The following is a 26,164-nucleotide window of genomic DNA, read 5'->3' as shown; positions in this document are numbered from 1 at the left end:
GTGCAAAACGCGTGATCCTAACCCGGCGCGGCGCCCGCCGTCGTCCCGCGGAGACCCGCAGCCGGCGACCGAGTGATCACAAACGGTCGCGGTGGCCGGTCCGTCCAGCAGGGACGGTCCGACCACCGCGACGGTGGTACAGGGATCTCTCAGGCCGGCAGGCTCGCCACACCGGGCGGCAGGAACCGCTGGCCGGTGATCCGCTCGGAGGTGCCGGTGCGGTCCAGGTACGGCGTGACGCCGCCCAGGTGGAACGGCCAACCGGCGCCCAGGATCATGCACAGGTCGATGTCCTGCGCCTCGGCGACCACACCCTCGTCCAGCATCAGCCGGATTTCCTGCGCGAGCGCGTCGAGGGCGTTCTGGCGTACCTGCTCGGCGGTCAGCGGCTGGTCACCGACCACGAGCAGCTTGGCGACCTCCTCGTTGATCTGGTCGTCGACCACGAGCGGCTGGCCCGAGTCGGCGATCCGCTTGAGGTTCTCGCTGACCCCGAACCGGTCCGGGTACGCGGCGTGCAGGGTGCCGCCCACGTGGTACGCGACGGCCGGCCCGACCAACTGGAGCAGGGCGAGCGGACGCATCGGCAGGCCCAGCGGGTCCAGTGCGCTGTTCGCCACGTCCAGCGGGGTGCCCGCGTCGACCGCGGCGAAGACGGTGCCCAGGAAGCGGGTGAGCAGCCGGTTCACCACGAACGCCGGAGCGTCCTTGACCAGCACGCTGGACTTCTTGAGCTGCTTGCCCACGGCGAACGCGGTGGCCAGGGTGACGTCGTCGGTGCGCTCGCCCCGGACGATCTCCAGCAGCGGCAGCACCGCCACCGGGTTGAAGAAGTGGAAGCCGACCACCCGCTCCGGGTGCTCCAACTCGGCGGCCATCTCGGTGATCGACAGCGAGCTGGTGTTGGTGGCGAGCACCGCCTCCGGGGAGACGATCTTCTCCAACTCGGCCCAGACCTGCTTCTTGACGCCCAGGTCCTCGAAGACCGCCTCGATGACGAAGTCCGCGTCGGCGAAGGCGCTCTTGTCGACAGTGCCGCTGACCAGGCCGTACAGCTTGGCGGCGGTGCCCTTGTCCATCCGGCCCTTGGTGACGGCCTTCTCGATCTGGGTGTGCACGTAGCCGACGCCCTTGTCCACCCGGGACTGGTCGAGGTCGGTCATCACCACCGGCACCTGGAGTCGGCGGGCGAACAGCAGCGTCAGCTGGCTGGCCATCAGACCCGCGCCGACGATGCCGACCTTGGTGATCGTGCGAGCCAGGCCCTTGTCCGGTGCGCCGGCCGGGCGCTTGGCCCGCCGCTGCACCAGGTCGAACGCGTACAGGCCGCTGCGCAGCTCCTCGGAGAAGACCAGGTCCGCGAGGGCCTCGTCCTCGGCGGCGGTGCCGGCGGCGAAGTCGCCGTCCTTCGCCGTCTCCAGCAGGTCGAGCGCCTTGTACGCGGCAGGGACCGCGCCGTGCAGCCGCTGGTTCAGCGTCTCCCGGGCGAAGTAGAGCACGCCCGCCCACATGTCCTTGTCGACCTCGGGCCGGGTCACGGTGACCTGACCCCGGACCACGCCGGCAGCCCACTCCAGGGACCGCTCCAGGAAGTCCGCCGGCTCCAACAGGATGTCCGCGATGCCCAGCTCGGCCGCCTGCTTGGGCTTGAGCATCTTGTTCTGCATCAGCGGGTTCTGGATGATCACCTGGGTCGCGGCGGGGATGCCGATCAGGTTCGGCAGCAACTGGGTGCCGCCCCAGCCGGGCACCAGACCGAGGGAGACCTCGGGCAGCGCGAGGGCCGCCGCGCCGCCGGAGAGCGTCCGGTAGTGGCAGTGCAGCGCCAGCTCCAGGCCACCGCCCATCGCCGCGCCGTTGACGAACGCGAAGGTGGGGACGGTGCTGTCCTTGAGCCGGGCGAAGACCCGGTGGCCGAGCCGGCCGATCTCCAGCGCCTGCGCGCGGTCGGCGAGCTGCGGGAGGCCGACGATGTCCGCGCCCACACAGAAGATGTACGGCTTGCCGGTGACCGCGATGAACGCCGGGTCGGCGGCGAGCGCGGCGGTGATCGCCTCGTCCAGGCTGGCCAGCCCACCCGGGCCGAAGGTGTTCGGCTTGGTGTGGTCGAAGCCGTTGTCCAGCGTGATCAGGGCGGCGGGCCGGTCCAGTCCCGGCACGTTCACCTGGCGCAGCAGCGCCCGGGTGACGACCTCGTTCGGTGCCTTCACTTGTTGCCACCCTCCCAGTGCGGGTTCTCCCAGATGACAGTGCCGCCCATGCCGATGCCGATGCACATCGCCGTGAGGCCGTACCGGACCTCGGGGTGCTCGGCGAACTGGCGGGCCAGCTGCGTCATCAGCCGCACGCCGGACGAGGCCAGCGGGTGACCGATGGCGATCGCACCGCCCCACGGGTTGACCCGCGCGTCGTCGTCGGCGATGCCGAAGTGGTCGAGGAACGCGAGCACCTGCACGGCGAACGCCTCGTTCAGCTCGAACAGGCCGATGTCGTCGATGCTGAGCCCGGCCAGGCGCAGCGCCTTCTCCGTCGACGGGATCGGGCCGACGCCCATCACCTCGGGTTCGACTCCGACGAAGCCGAACGAGACCAGCCGCATGGCGACCGGCAGGCCCAGCTCGCGGGCGGTGGCCTCGTCGGCCAGCAGACTCGCGGTGGCTCCGTCGTTCAGGCCGGCCGCGTTGCCCGCGGTGACCTTGCCGTGCGGGCGGAACGGGGTCTTCAGGGTGGCCAGCTTCTCCAGCGAGGTGTCCCGCGGGGCCTCGTCCACAGTTGCCAGACCCCAACCGCCCTCCGCGTCGCGGATCGACATCGGCACCAGGTCGTCCTGGAGCTTGCCGTTGGCGTACGCCTTGGCGGTCTTCTGCTGCGAGGCGAGCGCAAACGCGTCGGTGCGGGCCTTGGTGATGTGCGGGACCAGGTCGTGCAGGTTCTCCGCGGTGGAGCCCATCACCAGAGCGGACGGGTCGACCAGCTTCTCCGCGATGATGCGCGGGTTGGGGTCGACGCCCTCACCCATCGGGTGGCGGCCCATGTGCTCGACGCCACCGGCGATGGCGATGTCGTACGCGCCCATGGCGATGCCGCTGGCCACTGTGGTGACCGCGGTCATGGCCCCCGCGCACATGCGGTCGATGGCGAAGCCGGGAACGGTCTTGGGCAGCCCGGCCAGCAGGGCGGCGGTGCGGCCGATGGTGAGGCCCTGGTCGCCGATCTGGGTGGTGGCCGCGATGGCGACCTCCTCGACCCGCTCCGGGGGCAGCTGCGGGTTGCGACGCAGCAGTTCCCGGATGCAGCGGATCACCAGGTCGTCGGCGCGGGTGTTGGCGTACATGCCACCCGCCTTGCCGAACGGGGTACGGACGCCGTCGACGAAGACGACGTCGCGAACTTCACGGGGCACTTGAGCCTCCTATTCGACCGTGATTCGGCCTTCACGCCGGGCGGCACGCCGGACCGAACAAGGGTCGCCGACACGGGCACGTTTCCCTCGAATGCTACTCGCCAGTAACCAACCCCGTCCCCACCCCCACCTGTGGCCCACCCCACACCCAAAACCCACCCCACCCCCAAACCCCCGCGACCCTCCGCCCGCCCAGCTTCCGACGATCATGAGGTTGGCGGGGCTGTGGATCTTCTAAGGGCCCGTCAACCTCATGATCACCGGGGCTCAGGGGGTGGGGTGGGGGTGTGGGTGGGTGGGTTAGGGGGTTGGGGTTGGTGGGGTCAGGGCTTCGGTCAGGTCGGGGGTGAGGAGGCCGATCTGCCACTCGCGGGCGTTGAGGCCGCGCAGGGTCTCCGCGACCGACGCCTCGGTGATCTCCTCCGGCGGGGTCCAGGCCAGCCGGCGGACCGAATCCGGAGTGATCAGATTTTCCGGCGGAAGGTTGTGCTCGCCGGCGATGCGGATCACGACCTCCCGGCAGCGGGCCAGCCGACCGGCCGCCACCGGGTCGCGCTCGGCCCATCGGTGCGGCGGGGGCGGGCCCTCCACTGCCGGCGAGACCGGCAGGGAATCCTCCGGCAGCTGCCGGGCGTCGTCGAGCGCGGCGAGCCAGGTGCGGGCCAGCCGACGGACCGACCGGCCACCGAAGCCGGGCAGGGTCAGCAGGGTCTTCTCGTCCTTCGGGTCCAGCTCGGCCGCGGCGATGATCGCCGAGTCGGGCAACACCCGACCGGGAGCGGCGTCCCGCCGGGCAGCGATCTGGTCCCGGGCGTACCACATCGAGCGGACCCGGGCCTGGGCCCGCGCCCCCCGCAGCCGGTGGATGCCCGAGGTGCGCCGCCACGGCTCCGCCCGGACCCGGGGCGGGCGTGCCCCGGTGCGGACCAGCGCGGCGAACTCCTCCGCGGCCCAGGCCGACTTGCCCTGCCGGGTCAACTCGGCGTCCAGCGCGTCGCGCAGGTCGGTGAGCAGCTCCACGTCGAGGGCGGCGTACGTCAACCACGACTCGGGCAGCGGCCGGCTCGACCAGTCGGCCGCCGAGTGGTGCTTCTCCAGGGTGAACCCGAGTAGCTGCTCGGTGAGCGCGGCAAGCCCGACGCGTTCGAAGCCGGCCAGCCGAGCCGCCAGCTCGGTGTCGAACAGTCGGCGTGGACGCAACCCCACCTCGGCCAGGCAGGGCAGATCCTGGCTGGCCGCGTGGAGGACCCACTCGGCCTCACCGATCACCGCGTCCAGCGCGCTGAGGTCGGGCAGGGGCAGCGGGTCGATGAGCGCCGTACCCGCACCGGCCCGGCGCAGTTGCACCAGGTACGCGCGCTGGCTGTAGCGGTAGCCGGAAGCCCGTTCGGCGTCCAGGGCGACCGGGCCGGTGCCCGCCGCGAAGCGGGCCACGACCTCGGCAAGCTCGGCCGGGGCGGCCACCGGATCGGGGGTGCCGTCACGCGGGGCGATCAGCGGAACGGGCCCACCGTCGGCCGGGTCGGCCCCCTCGCCCGCCGGCTGCGGCTGGGCCGACGGCGGGTGCTGGGGGGCATTTCCCGGAAGTTCTTCGGTGGGCCGACGGCGCAGGGGTGGTTCGTCGGTCACCTGCCAACCCTAGTGCGCGCGGAGATCCGGCGGGTGCAGCCGGTCCGGCGTGTGTCGATCAGGTGTCCGCAAAGTGTCCTCCCGAGGGCCGAACGTCAGGCTGCGCCGGCCGGGCGGCGATCGGAGAGAGCGGTGACGCCGGGTGGGGGGAGGCCGGCGGTGGAGGCGAGCAACGCGCACCAGCCGAGCAGGTGTGGGGTCAGGTCGTCGTCGATCGGCGTCCAGGACGCCCGGATCTCGATGTCACCGATGGTCGGCGGCCCGGCGAGGTCGCCGAACCGGGTCGACATGGTCTGCGTCACCGTTCCGCCGATCGCCCGGTGGCCGGCGTCCTGGGCGTCCAACGCGTCGGTCAGCCACGTCCAGCCGACCCCGGGCAGCAGCGGGTCGGCGGCCAGATCGACCTCCAACTCGGCGGTGACATAGGTGACCAGCCGCAGGGTGCCCTGCCACGCCTCGTGCCCGACCGGGTTGTGCAGCAGGATGAGCCGGCCGGTCGCCACCTCGTCGTCGTCGCGCAGCACGGTCGCGGCGAGCGCGAACGCGTACGGGGCCAGCCGCTGGGGCGCGCCGACCTCCTCCAGGGTGATCTCCGGCCGCGGGGCGGCCGACCGCAGCCCGGCGACCGCTCGGGCGAACGTCTCCGGGAGCGCGATCGGGGGGGCCATGTCGGCAGCCTATGCCGACGCCCGCCCCCCGCTTCGACGGCGCGCCGACGCTCACCGAGGGGCCCTCGCTTCGACTCCGAGGTAAGGAACGGTGCCCTTCCTCTCACCCCCACCCGGTTTCCGGTGGCGGGCGTGGCACGATTGCGGCGATGACCACGGACACCACGGGCACTGTCGCCCGAGACGGAGATTCCCGCCCCGGCGGACCGGCCGACTCGCCCTTCATCCGGGCCTGCCGACGTCGGCCCGTCCCGCACACCCCGGTCTGGTTCATGCGCCAGGCCGGCCGCTCCCTCCCGGAGTACCGGGAGATCCGGGCGAGCGTGCCGATGCTGGAGTCCTGCCGGCGTCCTGAGCTGGTCACCGAGATCACCCTCCAGCCGGTGCGCCGACACGGCGTGGACGCGGCGATCCTGTTCAGCGACATCGTGGTGCCCGTCGCCGCGGCCGGGATCGACCTGGACATCGTGCCGGGCACCGGCCCGGTGGTGGCCGAGCCGATCCGCACCGCCGCCGACGTGGAACGGATCCGCCGGATCACCCGCGACGACGTCTCGTACGTGGACGAGGCCGTCCGGCAGTTGGTGGTCGAGCTGGGCGACACCCCGCTGATCGGTTTCGCCGGCGCGCCGTTCACGCTGGCCAGCTACCTGGTCGAGGGCGGGCCGTCGCGCACCCACGCGAAGACCAAGGCCCTGATGTACGGCGACCCCGAGCTGTGGCACGCGCTCTGTGCCCGGCTGGCCGAGGTGACGTTGGCCTTCCTGCGGGTGCAGATCGAGGCCGGCGTCTCCGCCGTGCAGCTGTTCGACTCGTGGGCCGGCGCGCTCTCCGAGGCCGACTACCGCCGTTTCGTGTTGCCGCACTCGACCACCGTGCTGAGCGGGCTGGTCAACTCCGGCGTGCCCCGGATCCACTTCGGGGTGGGCACCGGCGAGCTGCTCGGCGCGATGGGCGAGGCCGGGGCCGACGTGGTCGGCGTCGACTGGCGTACGCCGCTGGACGTGGCCACCGGCCGGATCGGCGCGGACAAGGCGGTGCAGGGCAACCTGGACCCGTGCGTGCTGCTCGCGCCGTGGCCCGTCGTCGAGGCCGAGGTGCGCCGCATCCTGGAGCAGGGCCGGGCGGCCCCCGGGCACGTGTTCAACCTCGGCCACGGGGTGCTGCCGGAGACCGACCCGGAGGTGCTGACCCGGGTGGTCGCGCTGGTCCACGAGCTGTCCAGCCGCCGAGCCGACCAGGGCTGACCGGGAATGCGGCAGCCCTGGCGGGTGGCGGTGGTGGGCGGCGGGATCGCCGGTCTGGCCGCCGCGGTCCGCCTGCGCGACCGCGCGCCCGCCGGCACCGAGATCACGGTGTACGAGCAGTCCGGCGTGCTGGGCGGAAAGCTGCGCACCGGGAAGCTGGCTGGTCAGCCGGTGGAGTTCGGTGCGGAGTCGTTCCTGATGCGTGACCCGACCGGCGCCGAGAGCGCGGCGGTGGCGTTGGCCCGCCGGCTCGGATTGGCCGAGAAGATCGTGCACCCTACTGTGGGGCAGGCCGCGCTGGTCATCGACGGGGGGCTGCGCCCCATCCCGGGCGGCACCCTGGTGGGCGTACCCGGGGATCTGGATCGGGTGGCCACGGTCGCCCGCCCGGCCGCGGACGCCGACACCGACGGCGGTCGGCCGCTGGTCGGGCCGGACGCGGACGTCTCGGTGGGCGCGCTGGTCCGGTCCCGCCTCGGAGACGAAGTGGTCGAGCGGCTGGTCGACCCGATGCTGGGCGGGGTGTACGCCGGCCGCGCCGACGATCTTTCCCTGGTCACGACGATGCCGGCGCTGGCCCGCACGGCCCGGGTGGAGCACACCCTGGTCGGCGCGGTCCGGGCCGCGCAGGCCGCCGCGCCGCGTGCGCCCGGCGCCCCGGTCTTCGGCACCCTCGCCGGTGGGCTGAGCACCCTGATCGAGGCGGCGGTGACGGCCAGCGGCGCGACCGTGCGGCGGGACGCCGCCGTGCGCGAGTTGACAGCGACCGGCACCGGTTGGCGGCTCACCGTCGGCCCGACCCGTGACCCCGAGCTGGTGGACGTGGACGCCGTGGTGCTGGCGGTGCCGGCGCGTCCGGCGGCGCGGCTGCTCGCCGGCCCCGCGCCGGCGGTGGCGGCGGGCGTCGGCGCACTGGACTACGCGAGCGTCGCGCTGGTCACCATGGCGTTGCCGCAGCCGCGACTGCCCGAGCTGTCCGGCTTCCTGGTGCCGAGCACCGAGGGCCTGCTGATCAAGGCGGCGACCTTCTTCACCACCAAGTGGGGGCACCTGCGCCGGCCGGACGGGTTGGCAGTGGTGCGCGCCTCGGTGGGCCGGTACGGCGAGGAGGCGCACCTTCAGCGCCCTGACGCGGACCTGGCGGCCACCGTGCACCGGGAGTTGTCGGCGGTGCTCGGCACCCCGCTGCCCGCCCCGGTCGACGGGCACGTGCAGCGGTGGGGCGGTGCGCTGCCGCAGTACGCGCCGGGGCACGCCGACCGGCTCGGCGCCGCGCGGACGGCGCTGCGGGCCGCGCACCCCACAGTGGTCCTCGCCGGCGCCGGCTACGACGGCGTCGGCATCCCGGTCTGCGTCCGCTCCGGCGAGACGGCGGCCGAAGAGATCATCACAGCACTGGGAGGATCGGCGAGATGACCGAGCAGACCAACGCGGCCCGGTTGCGGGAGCTGAACGACAGCATCCGCTACACCATGTGGTCGGTGTTCCGGGCCAGCTCCCCGCTGCCGTCGCTGCGGGACAACGTCACCGGCGAGGTGGTGTCCCTCTTCGACGAGCTGGCCGGCAAGGACGTCGTGATCCGGGGCGTGTACGACGTCTCCGGGCTGCGCGCCGACGCGGACGTGATGATCTGGTGGCACTCCGCGTCCAGTGACGCGCTCCAGGACGCTTACCTGCGGTTCCGCCGCACCACGCTGGGTCGGGCGCTGACCCCGGTGTGGTCGCAGATGGCGCTGCACCGGCCGGCGGAGTTCAACAAGAGCCACATCCCGGCGTTCCTGGCCGGTGAGGAGGCTCGCCCGTACATCTGTGTGTACCCGTTCATCCGCTCCTACGAGTGGTACCTGCTGCCCGACGCGGAGCGGCGCGAGATGCTGGCCGAGCACGGCAAGATGGCCCGCGGCTACCCGGACGTGCGGGCCAACACGGTCGCCTCGTTCGCACTCGGCGACTACGAGTGGATGCTCGCCTTCGAGGCCGACGAACTGCACCGGATCGTCGACCTGATGCGGGACCTGCGCGCCTCCAGCGCCCGCCGGCACGTCCGCGAAGAGGTCCCGTTCTACACCGGCCGCCGCCGTTCGGTAGCCGAGATCGTCAACTGCCTGGTCTGACGCCCCCACCCTCGGCCCCGCGATCTTGCACTTTCTGCTCTGGCGAAAGGGGCATAAGCCGCCAAGCGGCAACCGAAAGTGCAAGATCGGCGCTCTGGCTGCCTGGAACTTGCCGATCATGGAGTTGTGGTGCCCGGTTTGGGAATACCTGGGCGTTTTGTCGACCACCACAACTCCTTGATCGACGAAGGGCTCGGCGGCGACGAGGGCGACTCCGGACGACGAGGGCGGTTCCGGGGGTGATGTGGCGTCTTGCTCAGGGTGACGGGGTGAGGTGGGGTGGTTGGAGGGGGCGGAGCATGACCTGTTCACGGCGTACGCCGTCGGGTAGCAGGTCGCCAAACTCGTCGGTCATTGCGAAGCCAGCGCGGCGGTAGAGGGCCTTCGCCGGTGCGTTGTCCGGCATGACGGTGAGCCGGAGCCGGTCGGCGCCGCTCTCGCGGGCCCAGCGCGCCACGGTCTCCACCAGGAGGGCGCCGACCTTACGGCCGCGAGCGTCGGGGTGTACCCACATCGAGATCAGGTCCATTACCAGTGGGTCCGGGGTGGGTACGCCGCTCGACATTCCGACCGGGTGCCCGTCCAGGGCGGCCACCAGGTTGTGTGAGCCGGGGATGCTCAGCCGGTCGCGCCAGCGTTGCTCGCGGTCGCCGTCGCCCTGCCAGTCGGCGAGCCGGGAGCCGAACGCCCCCGGCGCCTCGGCGAGGGCAGCCAGCCGCAGTTCACGCCAGGTGGGCCAGTCGTCGGGGGTGAGCACCCTTATCTCGATCATGCGGGGATGGTGCCCGGACGGACTGCCGGGCACCACCGCATTTCCCACCGGCCGGCGCCGCACCCCCGCCCGGGTGCGGCGCCGGACGGGATCAACTGGTCGTCGTACAGGAGACCAGCGGAACCGGGTTGCTGCCGTTCCACGAGCCGAGGAAACCGAACGTGGTGCTCGCTCCGGCGGCAAGGGTGCCGTTGTGGTTCGCGTTACGTGCGGTGACCAGCGTGCCGTTGGTGCCGACCGTCGCGTTCCACGACGAGGTGACCTGCTGGCCGTTGTTGTAGTTCCAGCTCACCGACCAGCCCCGGGTCGGTGAACCGCCGGCGGTCACCTTCACCTCGGCCTGGAAGCCACCGGACCACTGACCGGTCACCTGGTACGTCGCCGTGCAGGCACCGGCTGGCGGCGGGGTGGTCGGCGGCGGCGTGGTCGGCGGCGGGGTGGTGGGCGGCGGGGTCGTCGGCGGGGGCGTGGTGGGCGGCGGGGTGGTCGACCCGCCGCCGAAGTCGACGTCGCTGCACAGGTAGTACGACTGGTCCAGGTGGCTGGCCTGCCAGACGGTGTAGACGATGTGCCGTCCCGTGCGTCCCGGCGCGCTGACCGGGATCTGGATCGAGACACCACCGGTGTCCGGGTCCCACTGGGAGGCCGGGGTGTTGCCGATCTGGCCGGCCAACTCCAGGTTGCCCCAGCCGAGCGGTTGGGTGGCGGAGTTGAAGCCCTGCTTCGTCACGTACACCCGGATGTAGTCGGCGCCGTGGCTGGCCTGGTCGAAGAAGCGGAGCCGGAAGTTGTTCGACACCGCTGTGGTCTTCCAGGCGCCGACGGTGTCCAGCGCGTTGTAGCGAGGACTCTGGGTGCGTCCGCCGCTGCACAGCTGGCCGTCGGGGACAGCGGCCTGGTGGTTGCCCGCCACTCCCTCCCGGAACAGGCCGTTCCAGTTCCACATGGCGGCCGGGTCGGCCTGCCAGGCCTGCCAGCACATCGGGTCCTCGGTGGCCATCCGGGGGTTCTGGAAGTCGCCGCCCCAGCGTTGCCAGCAGCTGTAGTTACGCGAGGCCGGGTCGACGACCGAACCATGCGCCGAAGCGGGCTTGGGCAGCAGGGTGGTCAGTGCGGTCGTCAACAGAAGCGTGGTGGTCGCCACGATGGCGAACACCCAGAGCACGCGTCCTGATCGGGTGAAAGACATGGAGCCCCCGGGGGGATGAGGTCGGACGTCGACACCCGGATCGCCGGGAGTTGCCCACTCCCGTGCCTGATCGCTGGCTCCCGCGATGGCTCTACCCGGCACCATGCCAGCTCGATCGTCAACCGTCAATGGCATCGCGTCGCATCGGCGTGTGCGGGATGCCGTCCTCGACGTACTCGGGGCCGCTGACCGCGAAGCCGTGCCGAGTGTAGAACGCGACCAGGTGCGACTGGGCGTCCAGCACGCACTGTCGGTTGCCCACCACCTCCAGCGCCGCCGTCATCAGCCGGCCGGCGTGTCCGCCGCCGCGCGCCGCCGGGGCGACCACGACCCGACCGATCCGGGCGACACCGTCCGGGTCGGCCAGGATCCGCAGGTACGCCAGCGGCGCGCCGCCGTCGGTGAGCCAGACGTGCCGGGTGCCCGGCTCGACGTCCCGCCCGTCCAGCTCCGGGTACGGGCAGTTCTGCTCCACCACGAACACGTCGATGCGCAGTTTGAGCAGGTCGTGGAGGGTGCGGGCGTTCAGGTCGGCGAAGGAGGCCGTCCGTAGTTCGGTGGTCTGCTGGGGCATCCACCGATGGTAGGTCGGGCGGGTTCACCTGAGGTCCGCCCGGTCGGGTGCGAGGTAGGTGGCGGCCACGGCGGTGAGCAGCAGGACACCGCCGACGATCACCGGCAGGGGGAGTGGTTCGTGCAGCAGCGCCACCGCCAGCGCCGCGGCGGTGAGCGGTTCGAGCAGGGTCAGCACGGCCGCGACGCTGCCCGGGGTGGTGCGCAGGCCGGCGTAGAACAACGCGTACGCGACCGCCGTGGTGACCACGCCGAGGTGCAGCAGCAGCGCCAGGGTGTCCAGACGTACCGGCACGCTCACTCCGGAGACCAGGGCGAACGGTGCCAGGGTCAGCGCGCCGACCGTGGTGGAGATGGTGGTCAGCGTCATCGGCGCGGTGCGTTGCGACACCCGACGGCTGATCAGGGTGGTGACCGCGTACCCGAGGCCGGAGCCGGCTGCCGCGAGCAGGCCGAGCAGCGGGGCGGGCGCCGCCGCATCGGGGTGCTCGGTGGCGGCGGTGATCAGGACGAGGCCGGCCACCGCCGCGACCAGCGTGCCGAGTCGCAGCGGGCCGGGGAGCCGGCGGGCGTGCGCCGACTCCCAGGCCGCGGCGAGCACCGGTGCCAGGCCCAGGCTGACGATGGTGGCCACGCTGACTCCGGCCCAGGCCACGGCGGCGAAGTAGAGCGCCTGGTAGAGGCCGAGGCCGACGCCGGTGAGCAGCAGCGGTACGGGGGCGGCGCGCACGGTGGCCACGACCGTGCGGAGCCGGCCGGCGGTGCACGCCAGCAGCACGAGCGCGGCGATGGCGAGGCGGTGGAAGCCGATGCTCACCGGGCTGAGCCCGGTGCTCTCGCGCAGGAGTTGCACCGCCACACCGGTGGTGCCCCACAGCACCCCGGTGACGGTGATCTGGATCAGGCCGCTGCGGGCGGCGTGGCTGGCGGCCGAGGCGGCCGGCAGGGCGGTACGGGTCGTGGACACGGAAGCGCTCCGAAGGGTGAGCCGTTGACGGGGACGACGTCGACGGAGCGCGTACGACAGGGTGGCCGAGCGGGGTCAGGTCACCCGCTCGGCGAGAGGCGCGGCGCTCCGCTCAGGAGCGCGGCGGGGGCAGGACGCCCAGGAACGGCCGCATGGCGACGACCGTACCCCAGCGTGGTGTTCCGGTTGGCCCGTGGCCCGGCGGGCGTGGTCAGGCCGGGCGGGCGCCGACGGCGTCGCGGATCTCGGCGCCCACCGCGCCCTCCACGGCGCGGGCGCAGTGTGCGCAGCAGAAGAAACGGCCGTTGACCTCGACGCCATGCCCGACGATCTTGACCTGGCAGTGCTCGCAGATCGGTGCCATGCGCTGGATCGCGCACTCGAACGAGTCGAAGGTGTGCACGTCACCGCTGACCGTGTGCACCTCGAACGCCATCCAGTAGTCGTTGCCGCAGACCTCGCAGGTTGCCACCGAAAACCTCCGTTAAGTGGACAAGTGCCTACAGAATCTCCCAGGTGGTCCGGACGTGGGGGCGGAACGTCGACGCCTGGCCACGTCGGCGGCGTGTCGGCGTCGGCGTGTTGCCCGTTATGCCGGGTGAACCGCCGCAACCCCGGAGGATCACCGTGATCAAGCGCAACAAGCTCTTCGGCAACCAGACCCGGGTCACCTTCTGCCTGCCCCGCGATGTCCCGCCCGGCCCGGTGAGCGTCGTCGGCTCCTTCAACGGCTGGCAGCCGGGTCGACACGAGTTGGTGGCCCGACGCGACGGCACCAGGACGGTGACGGTGAAGCTGCCGCCGGGGGAGTACCGGTTCCGCTACCTCGGCACCGGTGGCGTCTGGTTGGACGACGAGTCGGCCGACCAGGTCGACGACCGGGGCAGCCTGCTCCGGCTCTGAGCAGAAGAAAACTGCCGTCATCGATGGATTTATCGATGAGAGTCTTTACTGTTAACAATGTTTAAATTACCTTGAGGGCACCTCACCGCACCTGGAGAAGGAGCTGCCCCCATGCGTCGAAGAATCACCGTCCCGCTGGTGGCGGCGGGCGCCGTCGCCGCCACCCTCACCGTCGCCGCCCCCGCGCAGGCGCACGGCTACGTCTCCGCCCCACCGAGCCGGCAGGCGCTCTGCGCGCAGGGCCGGGTGCCCGACTGCGGGCAGATCAAGTACGAGCCGCAGAGCGTCGAAGGACCCAAGGGCCTGCGCAGCTGCAACGCCGGAATCGCCCAGTTCGCCGTCCTCAACGACGACAGTCGGGGCTGGCCGGCCACCTCGGTGGGCAGCTCGCTGACCTTCACCTGGGTGAACACCGCCCGGCACGCCACCAGCAACTGGGAGTACTGGATCGGCAACACCCGGGTCGGCGTGGTCAACGGCAACGGCCAGCAGCCGGGCGCCACGGTGTCGCACAACGTCAATCTCGGCGGCTTCTCCGGCCGACAGAAGATCCTCGCGGTGTGGAACATCTCCGACACCGCGAACGCCTTCTACTCCTGCATCGACGTGCAGATCGGCGGCGGAGGGTCGAACCCGACGCCCACGCCCACCACCTCACCCACCCCACGGCCCACCCCGACCACCACGCCGACCACTCCGCCCGCGCCGGGCGGCAGTTGGACGACGGGTCGGGCGTACCAGGTCGGCGACCAGGTCACCTACGGCGGAGCGACGTACCGCTGCCGGCAGGCGCACACCGCGATCCCGGGCTGGGAGCCGCCGAACGTACCGGCCCTCTGGCTCCAGGTCTGACCGCACACGGGTGCGACCCCTGGTCGCACCCGTGTCGCCGCCCTCGCGTGAACGGAGCAACCGGCATGCCCCGCCGTACCCCGCTGGCGTCCCTCGTTGCCGCTCTGCTGCTCACCGGAGCCTGCGCCGGACCGCCCACGTCGCGCCCGTCGGCCCTGCCGCAGCCGGCCCCCGCGTCCCCGGTCGGCTCGGCGGCGGCCGGGGACGCGGGTGCCGGGTCCGCGATCGAGGCGGACGCGATGAGCGGGATCGACGTGGTGTTCCTGAGCACCATGGTCGGGCACAGCGAACGCACCCTGCAGATCGTCCGGCTGGCCCGGGACCGGGTGCGCGACGACGCGCTGCGCACCCTGGCCGCCGCCGTCGAGGCGACCGAGGCCGACGAACTGGCCGCCATGCGCGGCTGGTTGCCCACGACCGGGCCGGGTGCCAGCGCGGCCGCACACCACCACGACGGGCACGGGGACGACGCCGCGCTCGACCGGCTGCGGACCGCGCCGGACGCCGACGTCGACCGAGTGCTGCGCGACGTGCTCGCCGACCACCAGCGATCGGCCGCCGACCTGGCCCGATCCCACGTCGGCGTCGGCCGCAACGAGCGGGTCCGCGACCTGGCCCGGCGGATCGAGCAGTCCCGGACCGCCGAGGTCGAGCTGCTCAGGGGTACGGGTACGCCCTGAGCGCGGTCACGCGGTTACGCCCCGAGTCCCCGGGTCAGCGGGGTTCCAGCTTGATGGAGACCGAGTTGACGCAGTGCCGGGTGTCCTTCGGGGTGAAGCCCTCGCCGTGGAAGACGTGCCCGAGGTGACTGTCGCAGCGGGCGCAGCGGATCTCCGTACGGGCCATGCCGAGGCTGCGGTCCTCGATCTCCTTGACCCGGCCCGGGATGGCGTCGTCGAAGCTCGGCCAGCCGCAGTGCGAGTCGAACTTCGTGTCGCTGGAGAACAGCTCCAGCCCGCAGGCGCGACAGTGGTAGACCCCCTGGGTCTTCGTGTCCACGTACTCGCCCGTCCACGGGCGTTCGGTGCCGGCCTCCCGCAGGACGTGGAACTCCTCGGGGGTCAGTCGGACCCGCCACTCTTCGTCGGTACGGGGCAGCTCGTTGTCGTCAAGACTCACCCCTCAACGGTACGTCGAACGTCGGGGGCGTGGCATAGGGTCGCGGGATGGGTGGCACCAAGGCTGCGGCCGCCGAGGTCGAGGTGGCCGGGCACACCGTCCGGCTGAGCAGTCCGGATCGGGTGATCTTCCCGCAGCGGGGGTTCACCAAGGCGGACGTCTTCCACTACTACCTCGCGGTCGGCGACGGGATCATGCGGGCCCTGCGGGACCGACCGACCACCCTGCAACGCTTCCCCGAGGGCGTCGAAGGCGAGGCGTTCTTCCAGAAGCGGGTGCCCACCCGTGGGGTGCCGCCGTGGGTGACGACCGCGCAGATCACCTTCCCGAGCGGTCGGAACGCGGCGGAGCTCTGCCCGGCCGATCTGGCGCACGTGGCCTGGGCGGCGCAGATGGGCACGATCGTCTTCCACCCGTGGCCCGTGCGGGCCGCCGACGTCGACCGCCCCGACGAGCTGCGCATCGACCTGGACCCGCAGCCCGGCACCGACTTCGCCGACGCGGCGCGGGCCGCCGGCGAGGTCCGCGCGCTCCTCGACGAGCTGGGCGCGACCGGCTGGCCGAAGACCTCCGGCGGCCGGGGCGTGCACGTCTACCTGCGCATCCAACCCCGCTGGACGTTCACCGAGGTGCGCCGGGCCACCATCGCGCTCGCCCGGGAGGTGGAGCGCCGCAACCCCGACCTGGTCACCACCGCCTGGTGGAAGGAGGAGCGCGGCACCCGGGTCTTCGTCGACTTCAACCAGATGGCGCGCGACCGGACAATCGCCTGCGCGTACTCGCTGCGGGCCAACGCGCGGGCCACCGTCTCCACCCCGGTCAGTTGGGACGAGCTACCCGACGTCGACCCGGACGACTTCGACCTGCGCACCGTGCCGGCCCGGCTCGCCGAGCGAGGTGATCCGCACGCCGGCATCGACGACGCACCGTGGGACATCACCCCGCTGCTGGAGTGGGCCGAGCGCGACGCCGCCGCCGGCCAGGGCGACCTGCCGTACCCGCCGGACCACCCGAAGATGCCCGGCGAACCCAAGCGGGTGCAGCCGAGCCGCGCCAAGCGCAGCCCGGACGACGAGAGCGCCTGAGCGCCGTCAACTGAGCTGTGCGTGGTCGCCGAGCATCACAGGCATGAGCCCGGGTCGACCGCCGTGCCGATGATCGCGAACAGCACTCGGCGGAACGTGTCGACCTCGACCTGACGGAAGCCGGCCATCGCGTTCCGTTCCGCCTCCTCGCTGGCGTGGGCGACCCGCGCCCGCACCTTTTCGCCAGCGGTCGTAATCGCCGGAATGCGCAGCCGGCGGTCGCGCTGATCGCCTCCTACAGAGGTCACCGGCTGTCGGACCCGGCGGATAGCTTGCCAGCATGACGAGCACCGAGCTTGCTGAGTTGATCGTCGCGGACGCCGACGCGTTACGCGCCTGGCTGTCGGCGAACCACGCCTCGTCGCCTGGTGTCTGGCTCGCGCTGACCAAGAAGGGTGGCACGGTCACGACGCTGACCTGGCAGCAGGCGGTCGACGAGGCCCTCTGCGTGGGCTGGATCGACGGGCAGGCGCGTAAGCGCGACGAGGAGTCCTCCTGGATCCGGTTCACCCCGCGTCGGTCCCGCAGTTCGTGGTCCCAACGCAACGTCGCGAACGTCGCCCGGCTGGAGGAGCAGGGGCGGATGCTGCCGGCGGGCCGCGCCGCGGTGGACGCCGCGAAGGCGGACGGACGGTGGGCGGCCGCCTACGCCCCGCCGTCGGAGGCGGAGGTGCCGGCCGACCTGCTCGCCGCCATCGCCGCCGAGCCCGCCGCCCAGGCCATGCTCGACGTGCTCACCAAGGCCAACCGGTTCGCTCTCATCCATCGCCTCAATGCCGTCAAGCGGGCGGAGACCCGCGAGCGCAAGATCGGCGAATTCGTCGCCATGCTGGCCCGCCACGAGACGTTCTATCCCCAGAAGGCGAGGCCGGCGACCGGGCCGACGTCGTCGTGAGCGGGAGTCGACGTCCCGGCTACCGATTGACTTTCGATAGGTAACGAGTGAAACTCGATGCATGGTTACGGAGCATCGAGCGGTAGCCGCTCTCAGAGTCGTACTCGGGGTCCTGTTCGTGGTCCTGATCGGGTTCCAGACGTTCTCACTGCCGGGGCAGTTCGCCCACATGGCACAGGAGTCGCCGGAGCACGCCTACCTCCGGTGGCCGTTGACCGCCGTGACGGTGTTCTGGGTGCTGTGCGTCCAGGTGGTGATCGTGTCCACGTGGCAGTTGCTCAACATGGTCAAGAACGACCGCATCTTCACCGAGGCCTCCCTGAAGTGGGTCGACCTCATCGTGTGGGCCATTGGCGCGGGGTGGCTGGTCCTCGTGGGTGTCTTCCTCTACGTCGGCTTCAACGCGGACGACCCGGGCGGTCCGATCCTGCTGTTCCTGCTGACGATGGGTGTCACGGTGCTGGGGCTCCTCATGGTGGTGATGCGGGCACTGTTGCGGCAGGCCACCACCCTGCGGACCGACATGGAAGCGGTGATCTGATGCCCATCGTCGTCCGCATCGACGTGGAGTTGGCCAAGCGCAAGATGAGCGTCGGCGAGTTCGCCGAGCGCGTCGGGCTCACCCCGGCCAACGTGGCGGTGCTGAAGAACGGCCGCGCCAAGGCTGTCCGCTTCAGCACCCTCGAAGCGATGTGCCGCGTCCTCGACTGCCAACCCGGAGACCTGTTGGAGTGGGTCGAGGAGGAAACCCCATGAAGTACGTCCTGACCGTCGCCGCCGTTCTCGTGATCGCCCTCGGCGTCGCCGGAATCGTGCACGGGGAGGCCGACGACTCGCCGGGCCTCCAACTCCTGGGCGTCCTGCTGGTGCTCGGCGCATTGGTGTTCGGCATCCGCAACCTTCGAGGCGGCAGCTAGCCGCCCCGGCGTGCTGGCCGGCCCGAGCCGAGCCCTCCCGCAATAACGATCATGTAACGGGCGCGAACCTTTCCCGGTAGATGGCCTGTCTTGTTGGTCGTCGGCCCGCCAGGGCCAGGGGAGGCGTCGGATGAAGCTGGTGTGGAGGCGGGCCCGCGAGGCGCGAGGGTTGCTGGTCGCAGCGGTGATCGCTGCCCTCGTCGCCGTCGCGTTGGTCACCGGGCTGTCCGACTACAACCGTCGGGCGGTGGACGCCGGGCAGCGGGCCCTGGTCGCCGCCTCGCCCGCCGAGGAGCGCGGCCTTCTGGTCAGTGGCTCGGGTGGGCGGGACGCGGCCGAGTTCGCCACCCGGGACAAGGCGGTCCGAGCCGAGTTCGCCACCGGGCTCGGCGGCGTCCCGGTCAGTGTCACCGTCGCCCGTTACGGCACCGGCCGGGAACTGACCGGCGACCTCGGGCAGATCCCGCGTACGGCCGACGAACCGGTCTTCGCGAACCTGGCCACGCTCGCCGACCTCGCCAGCCACGCGGAGCTGACCAGCGGGGCCTGGCCCAGCCCCGGAGCGAATCCCGTCCAGGTGAGCCTGCCCGAGCGGGTCGCCGGCGCACTCGGCCTGACCGTCGGCGAACGCGTACCGGTGCGTGACCGGGCCACCGAACGCCGCGGGGAGCTGGTGCTCGCCGGCACCTGGCGGCCCAGCGACCCGTCGGACGCGTACTGGCTGCTGGCCCCCGGCGTGGGAGCGGGCAGTGCCGGCTCCGGCACCTCCTACGGGCCGTTCACGCTCGACCCGGCCGACTTCGCGGCCACCTTCCCGGGCTCGGTGTCGGCGTCCTGGCTGGCCCAACCGGACCTCGGCGCCGTCGACACCGCCGACCTGCCCGCCGTCCGGAAAGCCCTCACCGAGGCCGTCTCGGCCGTGCCCGAGGCCGCCCAACTGGGCAGCTCCGGGCAGACGGTCACCAAGATGCCGCAGTTGCTGGACCGGATCGGCCGCGCCGACCTGGTGGGTCGCTCGTCGCTGGCCACCCCGCTGCTGCTCATCCTGGTGCTCGCCGGGTACGCGCTGGTGCTGGTCGCCGCGCTGCTGCACGAGGACCGTCGCCCACAGACCGCGCTGCTGCGCGCCCGCGGCGCCGCCCGACGGCAGTTGGCCGGCCTGGCCGCCCGTGAGGCGACCCTTGTGGTCGCCCCGGCGGCCGTGCTCGGTCCGGTGATCGCCGGTGAGGCGCTGCGGTACATCCGACCCGGCGGCTCGGGTGACCTGTCCACCGCCGGCGGCAACACCACACTGGTCTGGGCGGCGGCAGCGGCCACCGCGGCCGGCTGCCTGGTCGCCATGGTCCTTCCGACGCTGCGTGGGGCCGGGACGTACGTCGCCGACATGGCGGCCCGATCCCGGCCGAACCGGGCCGCGAGCGTCCAACGCGCCAGCGTCGACCTGGTGCTCGTGGCGCTCGCCGTGCTCGCCTGGGTGCAGCTTCGCCGGTACGCCTCCCCGCTGGCCGGTTCGGGTGGCCAGCTCGGGCTCGACCCGCTGCTGGTCGCCGCCCCGACGCTCGGCGTGCTGGCCGGTGCCGTGCTGGCGTTGCGGGTGCTCCCGCCGCTCACCCGGTTCGCGGAGCGGTTCGTCGACCGACGCCCCTGGACCGCCACCATGTTCGGCATGTGGCAGGCCGGCCGGCGTCCCCACGCCGGCCCGGTGCTGCTGCTCGCCCTCGCCGTCGGCGGCAGCACCCTGGCGTGGTCGCTGATCAGCACCGGCGAGCGGTCCCAGGTCGAGCAGGCCGGCCACACGGTCGGCGCCGACCTCCGGGTGACCGAACGGACCGGTGGCGCCCCACCGACCCGGGCCGGCGAACTCGCCGCGCTGCCGAGCGTGAACCGGGTGCTGCCGGCGTGGCGGGACGAGATCCGGGTCGGGCGGGAGAACCTGCCGACGACAGTGATCGGTGTCGACCCGGCCAGCGCCCCGGGCGTCGTGCGGCTCGCCGACCGCCTCGGCGACGGATCGGCGGCGGAGCAGTACCAGCGCATGATCGATGAGCGCGGGGCCCCCGCCGGTGTCGAACTGCCCGCCGGGGCGCGGGCCATCACCGGCACGGTCCGTACCCCGGTGAGCAGCGCCGCCCGGTCGCTGAAGATCGAGGTGACGCTGCTGGTCACCAGCTCCGACGGGCTCGCCCTGCGGCTGCCGGCGGCCAGCGCCGACGGTGACGGCCGGGCCACCCGGTTCTCCGTACAACTTCCCGACGTGGGCGGGGCGCGGCTGCGGCTGGCCGGGTTCGAAGCCGACGGCGGGCTGGCGGCCGGCAACGCCTACCGACTCCAGGTGGACGGGCTGGCGGTGGTCGACGCCGACGGCACGACCCGACCCGCCGAGCTGAGCGGCGGCTGGGTGCTGACGGCCCCTGGCGTGACGTCCACGCCGGTGCGGACCACCGGGGCCGGGTTCGCCGCGGTGCACGCCGTGGAGGTGATCCCCGGCGGGCAGTTCGCGTACCAGCCGCCCACCCGGTTCGCTGTCGTGGCGGGCGGAGACAACAAACCCGTACCGGTGTTGATGACCCCCGGGGTCATCAACGCGCTGAGCCTGCGCGTCGGCGACACCGTCGACCTGACCCTGTCCGGGGCGACGCTGCCGGTGCACCTGGTCGGCGAGTTGAGCGCCGTGCCGACGACCACCACCGCTGCCGGCGTGCTGCTGGACCTGCCGGCCGCGGTCGACGCGATGATCCGCAGCAGCGGCGCGGTGCGACCCGTACCGGAATGGTGGGTCGGCGCCGCCGACGCGAACGCCGCCGCCCAAGCGGTCAGGGCGCTCCCGGGCGTCACGGTGCTCAACCGGGAGGCGGCCATCGAGACGGCCGCCGACGATCCGTACTGGCGCGGCTCGCGGACCGGCATGCTCGCCGCCGCGCTCGGCGCGGTGCTACTCGCCCTCGTCGGTCTGATGGTGGACGTGTGGGCCACCGCCCGGCGTCGGCTCGGCGAGTTCGCGGTCCTGCACACCCTCGGCGCCACGCCCCGGCTGATGGCCCGGGCGCTGCTCGCCGAACAGACGTTCCTCGCCGGCATCGGCGTGGGCGTCGGGCTGTTACTCGGTACCGCGGTCGGCGCGACGATGGCCCCACTGGTCATCCTCACCCCGGCCGCCGGCCGGCCGACACCCCCGGCGGCGTTCGTGCTGCCCTGGGTGCCGATCGGCCTGACCGCTGTCGGTCTGCTGCTGGCGGCGCTCGCCTTCAGCGCGTTCATCGCCACCGGCATCCGTCAGCGGGTGGCGGCGGTGCAGCTGCGAATCGGGGGAGAACGATGAGCGTCGGGGCGGCCGTCCGGCGGGTCCGGGCGTACGGGGGGCAGTTCCTGCTGCTGGCGGTGCTGACCCTGGTGGTCACGCTGCTGATCAGCGGAGTGCCCCGGCTGGTCAACCGGCTCGCCGAACAGGGGCTGCGCGCGCAACTCAACAGCGAGCTGGCCGCGCGCCGGGATCTCTCGTACACCACGGCGCTGGAGCCCGCGACGTCACAGCGGACGGCGATGGGCAACGCCGCGGAGCGGTTCGACGCCCTGGCCGCGGAGATGCCGCCGCCGGTGCGCTCGGCGGTGACCGAGCGGTGGTACAGCGTCGAGACCGCGGCGACCCGCGTGGTCGGGCCGGACCTGGCGGCCCGCAACCTGCTGGTCGACCTGGGGCTACGGGCCATGCCCGACATCCAGGGCGCGAGCACCCTCGTCGAGGGCGCGTGGCCGAGCGAGACGTACGTGCCCGACCGGCCGATCGAGGTGGCGCTCGACGTCGACGTGGCCCGCAAGCTCAACCTGCGTGCCGGCAGCCAACTGCGCATCGGCAACACCGACGACAAGGGCAATCTTCACGACGCTGCCCCGGTGGTGGTGGCCGGGCTGTTCCGCCCCGTCGACCGCGCGAATGGCATCTGGGACGGGCTGCCACAGCTACTGCGGATCATCGAACCGCCCGGGGACGGCATGCCGTTCACCATGTTCGGCGTCGTCGCACAGTCGGTCTTCAACAAGCGGGCCGTGGCGGGCTGGCCGATCCAGTCCAAGTGGCGGTACCGACTGGGCGTCGACCGGATCGACGCACAGAAGCTGGACGAGCTGATCGACGGCCTCCAGGTGATGCAGCGCAACCAGCCAACGGGGCTCACGTTGACCCAGGGCGTCGACGTTCCGTTGCGCGCGTTCGCTGCCCAGATCGATGCCGTACGGACCCTGCTCGCGGTGATCGCGGCCGGTGTGCTGGCCACCCTGGCGGGGCTCATCGTGCTCGCGGCCAGTCTCGCCACCAGACGGCGTCGCTCGGAGTTCGCGCTGCTGCGCGCCCGCGGCGGCGGGGCCACCGCCGGCGCCCGGCGTAGCCTCGCCGAGTCGGTGCTGGTGGTGCCGGTCGCCGCCGTGCTGGGCTGGTGGCTGGGCACCCTGTTCCCCGGTGCCCCGGACCCGACCACGCCGTACCTCATCGCGGTGACCGTGCTGGTCACGCTGGCGCTGCCGTTGGCGACTCTGGCCGTACCGGCCGGCGGAGCGGGGCGCCGGGATCTGATCCGGGTGCGCCCGTCGGCCCGTCGGCTCACCGTCGAGGTCTCCCTGCTGCTCCTGGCCGGGCTCGCGGCGGTGCTGTTGCGACGGCGCGGCCTGACCCTCGGCGAGGTGGACCCGCTGCTGGTGTCGGTGCCGGTGCTCCTCGCGGTCGCGGCGGCGGTGCTGGCGCTGCGCGCGTACCCCTGGCCGTTGTTGCTGGTCAGCCGGCTGGCCGCGCGGACCCGGGGCAGCGTGGCGTTCCTCGGCACGGCCCGCGCCGGCCGCGCGGCGGTCGCCGCGCCGCTGGTCGTGGTGGTGCTGGCGATCGGCACCGCGGCGTTCTGCGCGGTCGTGGCCGCCGGTGTCGACGCGAGCCGGGAACGGGCCGCCGCGCAGATCGTGCCCGCCGACGCGGTGATCCGTGGAGAGCGCTTCGCACCCGACACCATCGACGAGCTGGGCCGCCTGCCGGGGGTCCGGGCCGTCACCCGGGTGCTGTACGAGGACGATGAGCGGTTGGCGTCCGACGAGGTCGGCACCGACGCCTTCATCGGGCAGACGGACGTACTGCTCATCGACGGCTCGGGGTTGGACAGGGTGGCCCGCGACTCCCAGGTGGACCTGTCGGTTCCGACCGCGCTGCGTACCGCCGCGCCCGGCCCGGGTCCGCTGCCGGCGATCGTCTCACCGTCGGTCGCCGCCGACCTGGCCAAGGCCGGGTTGGACGACTCCGCCTTCATCTCGGTGCAGGGCCAGCGGTACGAGTTCCGGGTGGCCGGCACCCAGGACGGGTTCCCGATGCTGGCGGCGAACGCCAGCCGGTTCGTGATCCTGCCCTGGCAGGCCCTGCCGACGCGTACCACCATCCCGGTGCCGACCAGCCTGCTGATCGCCGGCGACTCGCTGGACGCCGAGGCGCTGCGCGTCGCCGGCGACGAGGGGCAGGAGCGCTACCAGCGGGACGGCGCGGTCACCGGTCGGGAACGGATGATCGGGGTCACCGTCGACACCCGGGCGGACGTCCGCCGGGGCCTTGGCGAGGGCGGGGCGAACGGGGTGCTGGCCTTCGGGTTCGTGGCCGGCGCCGCCGGCGGCACAGTGCTCGGGCTGTTGGCCATCGCGTTCACCGTGCTGGCCGGCGCGCGCGCCCGGGGCCAGGTGCTGTCCCGGCTGCGCACCCTCGGCCTGTCCCGCCGGCAGTGGCGAGGGCTGCTGCTGGTCGAGCTGACCCCGCTGGTGGCGGTCTCGGTGCTGACCGGTGCGTTGGTCGGCGCGGTGCTGCCCCTGTTGCTCAACCCGGTGCTCGGCCTGTCCGCGTTCACCAGTGGTGTGCCGGTCCGGGTGGCTTTCGAGCCCAGCCTGGTCGCCGCGGTGCTCGCGCTCGGGGCGGTCGCCCTCGGCTTCGCGGTCGCCGTCGAGGCCCTGAACAACCGCCGGTTGCGCCTCGGAGAGGTGCTTCGGCTCGGAGAGGAGAGCTGAGATGACCGCTACCGCCCAGACTCCACTGGTGCCGGACCTGGCCGCCCTGCAACAGCGGGCAGCGCAACGCGCGGCCGAGCGGGCCGGCGGGCAGGACCGCCTCCGCGGGCACATCGTCTGCGACGGCCTGGTGCGCATCTTCAAGACCGAGGGGGTGGAGGTGGTCGCCCTGCAGGGGCTCGACCTGGTCATCGACCGGGGCGAGCTGGTGGCGATCGTCGGTGCCTCCGGTTCGGGCAAGTCGACCCTGCTCAACATCCTCTCCGGCCTGGACACTCCGACCGCCGGTATCGCCCGGGTGGCCGACTACGACCTGCTCTCGCTCTCCGCGAAGCGACGGCTGAGCTACCGCCGGCAGCTGGTCGGGTTCGTCTGGCAGCAGACCGGCCGCAACCTGTTGCCGTACCTCAACGCGCTGGAGAACGTCGAGCTGCCGATGCAGCTGGCCGGCAAACGAAGCGGCAAGGCCCGCCGGGAGCGGGCCCGGGAACTGCTCGACCTGGTCGGTGTGGGCTACTGCGCCGATCGGCGCCCCGGGCAGCTCAGCGGTGGCGAACAGCAGCGGGTCGCGGTGGCGGTGGCGGTGGCCAACGACCCGGAGGTGCTCTTCGCCGACGAGCCGACCGGTGAGCTGGACGAGGCGACCGGCGCGGAGGTCTTCGCGGCGTTGCGCACCATCAACGCGGAACTGGGCGTGACCATCGTGGTCGTCACCCACGACCACGCCGTGGCCACGCAGGTCCGCCGGACCGTCGCGATCCGCGACGGCCGGACCGCCTCCGAGGTACGCCGGACCGCGCGGACCGACGCGGACGGCAACACCGAGCTCGTCAGCGAGGAGTACGCGGTGCTGGACCGCAACGGTCGGATGCAGCTGCCGGCCGCGTTCGTCGACGCGCTCTCGCTGAAGGAGCGGGTCCGGCTCGACCTGGAGCCGGACCATGTGCAGGTACGGCCCGGCGACCGGGCCTCGGACGAGCGGGGGGCGCGGGCATGAGCCGGCAGAACGTAGTGGTGACCGGGGCGGCCGGTTTCGGCGGTGCGTCCCCGGCGGGCCCCGACGAGGTGGTCCGGGTCAGCGGGGTCAGCCGGACCTTCGGCCGGGGTGAGCACGCCGTGCACGCGGTGCGGGACGTGTCGTTCACCGCCGACCGGGGCGAGTTGGTCGCCATCCGAGGTCGGTCCGGGGCCGGCAAGACCACGCTGCTGAACCTGATCGGCGGGCTGGACCGGCCGGACAGCGGTCAGGTGGTGGTGGCCGGGCACGAGGTCACCTCGGCCGGGGAGGCGGAGCTGCTGCGGCTGCGCCGGGGCACCGTCGGGTTCGTGTTCCAGACCTTCGGGCTGGTGCCGATCCTCTCCGCCGCCGAGAACGTGGGCGTGCCGTTGCGGCTGGCGCAGGTGCCGGCCGCGCAGCGGGAGGAGCGCGTCGCTGTGCTGCTGGAACTGGTCGGCCTGGGCGGGCACGCCGCGCAGCGCCCGTACGAACTCTCCGGTGGCCAGCAGCAGCGGGTCGCGGTGGCCCGGGCGTTGGCCAACGAGCCGGACCTGCTCATCGCCGACGAGCCGACCGGTCAGCTCGACTCGGAGACCGGCCGGTCCATCATGGACCTGCTGCGTGCGGTGGTGCACGCCCGCGGCATGACGGCCCTGGTGGCCACGCACGACCCGGCCCTGATCGACCTCGCCGACCGGGTGCTCGTCCTGCGCGACGGCCGCCTGGTCGACGGCTGACCGCCATCGACCTGCCGCCCGACGCTGTCCCACGCCTCCCGCGTGCGGCGGGTGGGCGGCGGGTGGGCTGGGC

The 26,164-nt window shown here is 72.6% G+C and carries 26 protein-coding genes; 15 read left to right on the top strand and 11 right to left on the bottom strand.

Going from position 1 to position 26,164, the window contains the following annotated elements; translation table 11 throughout:
• Window positions 1-149: 149 nt before the first annotated feature.
• The 4 genes from ABTW72_RS16390 to ABTW72_RS16375 form a co-directional block, all read right to left on the bottom strand.
• The gene (locus ABTW72_RS16390) at window positions 150-2,210 is read right to left on the bottom strand and encodes a 3-hydroxyacyl-CoA dehydrogenase NAD-binding domain-containing protein (protein ID WP_350859524.1); all 2,061 of its coding nucleotides are present in this window, start codon (window positions 2,208-2,210) and stop codon (window positions 150-152) included.
• The gene (locus ABTW72_RS16385) at window positions 2,207-3,403 is read right to left on the bottom strand and encodes a thiolase family protein (RefSeq protein ID WP_091400648.1); all 1,197 of its coding nucleotides are present in this window, start codon (window positions 3,401-3,403) and stop codon (window positions 2,207-2,209) included. Before ABTW72_RS16385 ends, ABTW72_RS16390 begins: the two co-directional genes overlap by 4 nt.
• Before the next feature lie 300 nt (window positions 3,404-3,703).
• On the bottom strand, window positions 3,704-5,032 hold the full coding sequence (locus ABTW72_RS16380; protein WP_350859521.1) for a ribonuclease D: 1,329 nt from the start codon (window positions 5,030-5,032) through the stop codon (window positions 3,704-3,706).
• Window positions 5,033-5,127: 95 nt separating this feature from the next.
• Window positions 5,128-5,700 (bottom strand): DUF3000 domain-containing protein, encoded by a 573-nt coding sequence (locus ABTW72_RS16375; RefSeq protein WP_091400652.1) that lies wholly within the window; start codon window positions 5,698-5,700, stop codon window positions 5,128-5,130.
• 149 nt (window positions 5,701-5,849) lie between these two features.
• Here ABTW72_RS16375 and hemE point away from each other — a divergent pair, with 149 nt between their 5' ends.
• Genes hemE through hemQ form a run of 3 tightly spaced genes read left to right on the top strand, consistent with a single transcriptional unit; the run spans window position 5,850 to window position 9,061 of the window.
• Window positions 5,850-6,947 carry a uroporphyrinogen decarboxylase gene (hemE, locus tag ABTW72_RS16370; protein ID WP_350859518.1) on the top strand — a complete coding sequence of 366 codons (1,098 nt, stop codon included), beginning with the start codon at window positions 5,850-5,852 and terminating at the stop codon, window positions 6,945-6,947.
• 6 nt (window positions 6,948-6,953) lie between these two features.
• Window positions 6,954-8,363: a protoporphyrinogen oxidase gene (gene hemG, locus ABTW72_RS16365; protein ID WP_350859516.1), complete on the top strand. Its 1,410-nt coding sequence runs from the start codon at window positions 6,954-6,956 to the stop codon at window positions 8,361-8,363.
• Window positions 8,360-9,061 carry a hydrogen peroxide-dependent heme synthase gene (hemQ, locus tag ABTW72_RS16360; protein WP_091400658.1) on the top strand — a complete coding sequence of 234 codons (702 nt, stop codon included), beginning with the start codon at window positions 8,360-8,362 and terminating at the stop codon, window positions 9,059-9,061. Before hemG ends, hemQ begins: the two co-directional genes overlap by 4 nt.
• Window positions 9,062-9,317: 256 nt before the next feature.
• On the opposite strand, the gene ABTW72_RS16355 is transcribed toward hemQ, so the two are convergent.
• From ABTW72_RS16355 to ABTW72_RS16335, 5 genes are all read right to left on the bottom strand, one after another.
• Window positions 9,318-9,833, bottom strand: coding sequence for a GNAT family N-acetyltransferase (locus ABTW72_RS16355; RefSeq protein WP_350859513.1), 516 nt, complete (start codon window positions 9,831-9,833; stop codon window positions 9,318-9,320).
• 91 nt (window positions 9,834-9,924) lie between these two features.
• Window positions 9,925-11,022 carry a lytic polysaccharide monooxygenase auxiliary activity family 9 protein gene (locus ABTW72_RS16350; RefSeq protein WP_350859511.1) on the bottom strand — a complete coding sequence of 366 codons (1,098 nt, stop codon included), beginning with the start codon at window positions 11,020-11,022 and terminating at the stop codon, window positions 9,925-9,927.
• A gap of 118 nt (window positions 11,023-11,140) precedes the next feature.
• A complete protein-coding gene (locus ABTW72_RS16345) occupies window positions 11,141-11,596 on the bottom strand; it encodes a GNAT family N-acetyltransferase (protein ID WP_350859509.1) in 456 nt (151 codons plus the stop codon).
• A gap of 24 nt (window positions 11,597-11,620) precedes the next feature.
• Window positions 11,621-12,562, bottom strand: a complete 942-nt coding sequence (locus tag ABTW72_RS16340) for a DMT family transporter (RefSeq protein WP_350859507.1) — start codon at window positions 12,560-12,562, stop codon at window positions 11,621-11,623.
• Window positions 12,563-12,773: 211 nt separating this feature from the next.
• Window positions 12,774-13,034 (bottom strand): metallothionein, encoded by a 261-nt coding sequence (locus ABTW72_RS16335; RefSeq protein WP_091400670.1) that lies wholly within the window; start codon window positions 13,032-13,034, stop codon window positions 12,774-12,776.
• 155 nt (window positions 13,035-13,189) lie between these two features.
• On the opposite strand from ABTW72_RS16335, the gene ABTW72_RS16330 reads away from it, so the two are divergent.
• The 3 genes from ABTW72_RS16330 to ABTW72_RS16320 all read left to right on the top strand — a co-directional run bounded on the left by ABTW72_RS16330 (window position 13,190) and on the right by ABTW72_RS16320 (window position 14,997).
• Window positions 13,190-13,465 (top strand): isoamylase early set domain-containing protein, encoded by a 276-nt coding sequence (locus ABTW72_RS16330; RefSeq protein WP_112737007.1) that lies wholly within the window; start codon window positions 13,190-13,192, stop codon window positions 13,463-13,465.
• Between the two features lie 111 nt (window positions 13,466-13,576).
• Window positions 13,577-14,317, top strand: a complete 741-nt coding sequence (locus tag ABTW72_RS16325) for a lytic polysaccharide monooxygenase (RefSeq protein ID WP_091400672.1) — start codon at window positions 13,577-13,579, stop codon at window positions 14,315-14,317.
• Window positions 14,318-14,382: 65 nt separating this feature from the next.
• Window positions 14,383-14,997: a DUF305 domain-containing protein gene (locus ABTW72_RS16320; protein ID WP_350859503.1), complete on the top strand. Its 615-nt coding sequence runs from the start codon at window positions 14,383-14,385 to the stop codon at window positions 14,995-14,997.
• Between the two features lie 34 nt (window positions 14,998-15,031).
• Here ABTW72_RS16320 and msrB read toward each other — a convergent pair whose 3' ends face one another.
• Window positions 15,032-15,436 (bottom strand): peptide-methionine (R)-S-oxide reductase MsrB, encoded by a 405-nt coding sequence (gene msrB, locus ABTW72_RS16315; RefSeq protein WP_030336225.1) that lies wholly within the window; start codon window positions 15,434-15,436, stop codon window positions 15,032-15,034.
• A gap of 47 nt (window positions 15,437-15,483) precedes the next feature.
• On the opposite strand from msrB, the gene ligD reads away from it, so the two are divergent.
• Complete coding sequence (gene ligD / locus ABTW72_RS16310; protein ID WP_350859499.1) at window positions 15,484-16,521, top strand: non-homologous end-joining DNA ligase; 1,038 nt, start codon at window positions 15,484-15,486, stop codon at window positions 16,519-16,521.
• A gap of 35 nt (window positions 16,522-16,556) precedes the next feature.
• Here ligD and ABTW72_RS16305 read toward each other — a convergent pair whose 3' ends face one another.
• A complete protein-coding gene (locus tag ABTW72_RS16305) occupies window positions 16,557-16,769 on the bottom strand; it encodes a winged helix DNA-binding protein (RefSeq protein ID WP_350859496.1) in 213 nt (70 codons plus the stop codon).
• 32 nt (window positions 16,770-16,801) lie between these two features.
• Here ABTW72_RS16305 and ABTW72_RS16300 point away from each other — a divergent pair, with 32 nt between their 5' ends.
• From ABTW72_RS16300 to ABTW72_RS16265, 8 genes are all read left to right on the top strand, one after another.
• Window positions 16,802-17,416: a YdeI/OmpD-associated family protein gene (locus ABTW72_RS16300; protein WP_350859493.1), complete on the top strand. Its 615-nt coding sequence runs from the start codon at window positions 16,802-16,804 to the stop codon at window positions 17,414-17,416.
• 61 nt (window positions 17,417-17,477) lie between these two features.
• Window positions 17,478-17,957, top strand: a complete 480-nt coding sequence (locus ABTW72_RS16295; RefSeq protein WP_112584946.1) for a DUF2975 domain-containing protein — start codon at window positions 17,478-17,480, stop codon at window positions 17,955-17,957.
• Window positions 17,957-18,172: a helix-turn-helix domain-containing protein gene (locus tag ABTW72_RS16290; protein ID WP_030336216.1), complete on the top strand. Its 216-nt coding sequence runs from the start codon at window positions 17,957-17,959 to the stop codon at window positions 18,170-18,172. Before ABTW72_RS16295 ends, ABTW72_RS16290 begins: the two co-directional genes overlap by 1 nt.
• Entirely contained in the window at window positions 18,169-18,333 is a 165-nt protein-coding gene (locus ABTW72_RS16285) for a hypothetical protein (protein ID WP_350859489.1), read from the top strand. The genes ABTW72_RS16290 and ABTW72_RS16285 overlap by 4 nt, the downstream gene beginning before the upstream one ends.
• Window positions 18,334-18,463: 130 nt before the next feature.
• Window positions 18,464-21,652, top strand: coding sequence for an FtsX-like permease family protein (locus ABTW72_RS16280; RefSeq protein ID WP_350859486.1), 3,189 nt, complete (start codon window positions 18,464-18,466; stop codon window positions 21,650-21,652).
• Complete coding sequence (locus ABTW72_RS16275) at window positions 21,649-24,357, top strand: FtsX-like permease family protein (RefSeq protein WP_350859483.1); 2,709 nt, start codon at window positions 21,649-21,651, stop codon at window positions 24,355-24,357. Before ABTW72_RS16280 ends, ABTW72_RS16275 begins: the two co-directional genes overlap by 4 nt.
• Before the next feature lies 1 nt (window position 24,358).
• Window positions 24,359-25,354 carry an ABC transporter ATP-binding protein gene (locus ABTW72_RS16270; RefSeq protein WP_350859480.1) on the top strand — a complete coding sequence of 332 codons (996 nt, stop codon included), beginning with the start codon at window positions 24,359-24,361 and terminating at the stop codon, window positions 25,352-25,354.
• Window positions 25,351-26,091: an ABC transporter ATP-binding protein gene (locus tag ABTW72_RS16265; protein ID WP_350859477.1), complete on the top strand. Its 741-nt coding sequence runs from the start codon at window positions 25,351-25,353 to the stop codon at window positions 26,089-26,091. The genes ABTW72_RS16270 and ABTW72_RS16265 overlap by 4 nt, the downstream gene beginning before the upstream one ends.
• The last annotated feature ends 73 nt before the right edge of the window (window positions 26,092-26,164 follow it).

The organism is Micromonospora sp. NPDC127501 (genome assembly GCF_040302185.1).
Taxonomy (GTDB): domain Bacteria; phylum Actinomycetota; class Actinomycetes; order Mycobacteriales; family Micromonosporaceae; genus Micromonospora.
This window is presented reverse-complemented; position numbering and strand designations above follow the sequence as displayed.